The 2,631-nt window shown below is 79.2% G+C and carries 2 protein-coding genes; one reads left to right on the top strand and one right to left on the bottom strand.

Annotation, left to right across the window (positions count from 1 at the left end; genetic code table 11):
* The first annotated feature begins 57 nt into the window (after positions 1 to 57).
* On the top strand, positions 58 to 1,239 hold the full coding sequence (locus GTR00_RS18545; protein WP_166613047.1) for a glycosyltransferase family 4 protein: 1,182 nt from the start codon (positions 58 to 60) through the stop codon (positions 1,237 to 1,239).
* On the opposite strand, the gene GTR00_RS18540 is transcribed toward GTR00_RS18545, so the two are convergent.
* On the bottom strand, positions 1,236 to 2,631 hold a 1,396-nt coding region (locus tag GTR00_RS18540), incomplete at its 5' end, for a lipopolysaccharide biosynthesis protein (protein WP_166613046.1). The genes GTR00_RS18545 and GTR00_RS18540 overlap by 4 nt on opposite strands.

Here is a 2,631-nt window from a genome sequence, read left to right as displayed (position 1 = left end):
GGATGCGGGGCCGCCCGCGCGGGACCGCCGGGCGCGGTCGAGGGAGGGTGGCAGCACGTGGCGGAAGGTGCGGCGCGGGGCGGGCGGCCCCGCATCCTGTCCATCTCCTTCTCCCCCCTGCGCGGCGACGCCCGGGTGCTGCGCCAGGTGGAGGTGCTGCGGGAGGTCGGGGAGGTCAGCACCGTCGGCTACGGCCCCGCCCCGGACGGCGTGGCCGCGCACCTGCGCGTGGCCGACCACCTGGCCTCGCTGCCGCGCGACCCGCGGGGCCTGCTGCTGCTGGGCGCGCGCCGCCACCGCGCCGCCGAGCTGGCCGCACCGGCGCTGCGCGCCGCGCACGCCGCCCTCACCGCGGACCCCGGCCCGGGCTGGGACCTCGTCGTCGCCAACGACGCGCGGGCCCTGCCCCTGGCGCACGCGGTGGCCGGCGGCGCCCCGGTCTGGGCGGACATGCACGAGTGGGCGCCGGAGGAGTTCAGCGGCGACTGGCGCTGGCGCCTGGCGGTCAAGCCGTTCGCCGAGCACCTGTGCGCGCGCCACCTGCCGCGCTCGGCGGTGGTGACGACGGTGTGCGAGCCCATCGCGCAGCTGTACCGGCAGCGCTACGGCGTCGAGTGCGCGGTGGTGCGCAACGCCCCCGCGCCCGCGCAGCTGCAGCCCTCGCCCGTCGACGGCGAGCGGGTGCGGCTGGTGCACAGCGGCAGCGCCATCCCCGGCCGCGGCCTGGAGGTGCTCGTCGACGTCGTGGCCGGCCTCGACGAGCGCTTCAGCCTGGACCTGTACCTCACCCCCGGCGGCGACGGCGGGCGCCACCTGGCGCAGCTGGAGGCGGCCGCGGCGGCCAGCGGGCGCACGACCGTGCACGACCCCGTGCCCCCGGCCGAGATCGTGCCCACCCTCAACCGCTACGACGTCGGGGTGTTCTCGCTGCCGCCGACGAGCGTCAACGCGCGCTACGCGCTGCCCAACAAGTTCTTCGACTTCGTCCAGGCGCGCCTGGCCCTGGCCGTGGGCCCCAGCCCCGAGATGGCCCGGGAGGTGCGCGCGCGCGGCCTGGGCGTGGTGGCCGACGACTTCTCCGCCGCCGCGCTGCGGCGGGCGCTGGAGGGGCTGGACGCGGCGGCGGTGAGCGCCGGCAAGGCGGCCTCGCACCGCGCGGCGCGCGAGCTGAGCTCCGCGACCGACCGGCAGGTCGTCCTGCGCCTGGTCGAGCGCGCGCTGGCCGCCCGCCGCGGCTAGCCGGGCCCGCCGCCCGGCGCGCGCCGGCGCAGCACGGCCGCGAGCTCGCGGCGGCACACCAGCGCCCACGCGGCGGCGAAGGCCGCCGCCAGGGCCAGCTGCACGAGGGCGCCGTCGCCGGCGCGCACCGCCAGCAGCCGCGCCCCGCCGGCCAGCACCAGCCACAGCAGCAGGCGCAGCGCCAGACCGCCCCACGCGTGCCGCTCGCGCCGCCACACCAGCGCCAGCGGCAGGTAGCCGACCACCAGGGCGCCGGCGAGGTAGCCGAGCGCGACCCCGGCGGTGCCCAGGCCGCGACCGGCCACCAGCACCCACCAGCCGAGCAGCCCCGTGAGCAGGCCGAGCAGGCTGCACCCGGCGGACAGCGCCACGCCGCGGGTGCCGCGGCTGGTGAGGCTGTTCACCGCCGCCACCGCCAGCGTGGAGGACATCACCGCGACCAGCAGCACCGGCAGCAGCGCCGCGGCGCGCCCGTAGTCGCCGCGGGGGAAGGCGAGGTCGACGGCGAGGCCGCTGAGGACCACGAGCACCCCGAACACCGAGGTCATGGTCACGAACAGCCCGCGCGTGGCGGTGTCGGTGCGCCGGCGCAGCCCCGCGTCGTCGCCGCGGCCGTGCGCCTCGGCCATCACCGGGAAGAGCACCAGGCTGAGCGACTGCGACAGCAGCGTGGCGGGCGTGGCGAGCTGCAGGGCGGCGGCGTACTGGCCGCGGTCGGGCAGCGTCGCGGCGAGCACCATCGACAGCTGCAGGAACCCGCTGCTGGCGAGGGTGCCCACGGTGGCCAGCGCGGTGAACGCGTCGACCTCGCGGCGCAGCGCCGCCGGCACCGGGACCCGCGCCGCGCGCGGCAGGTTCACCGCGCTGTAGAGGGCGTAGCCGCCGGCCAGCGGCAGCAGCAGCAGCTCCTCGCGCCCCGAGCCCAGCACGGCGCTCAGGGCGGCGACGGCGCCGGCGGCGGACAGCACGTCCCACGCCGCGGCGCGGTGCGCCCGCCCCACCGCCAGCTGCACCCCCCGCGTGAAGACGTACGCGGACCAGCTGAGCACCAGCAGCGCCAGCGGCACGGCGGAGGCGGCGCTGCCGTGGAAGTGCGGCAGCGTCCACGCGGTGCCCGCCGCCACGGCGAGCACCGCCGCCGACAGCGCGGTGCGCCGGCGCAGCAGGCGCACCACGGCGGCCACCCGCTCCGGGGCGCCGGCGCCGCGCTCGCGGGCCACGAACTTCGCGGCGGCGCTGCCGGCGGCGGAGGGCCACAGCAGGGCGGCGAGCATCGCCAGCGAGATCGCGCCGTTGACCGTGCCGAGGCGCTGCTCCCCCGCCGACGCCGCCACGAGGACGCTGTAGAGCAGGCGGGTCAGGCCCTGCGCCGCCAGGCCGGCGGTGCTGGCC

The organism is Kineococcus indalonis (assembly GCF_009906395.1).
GTDB lineage: Bacteria > Actinomycetota > Actinomycetes > Actinomycetales > Kineococcaceae > Kineococcus > Kineococcus indalonis.
This window is presented reverse-complemented; position numbering and strand designations above follow the sequence as displayed.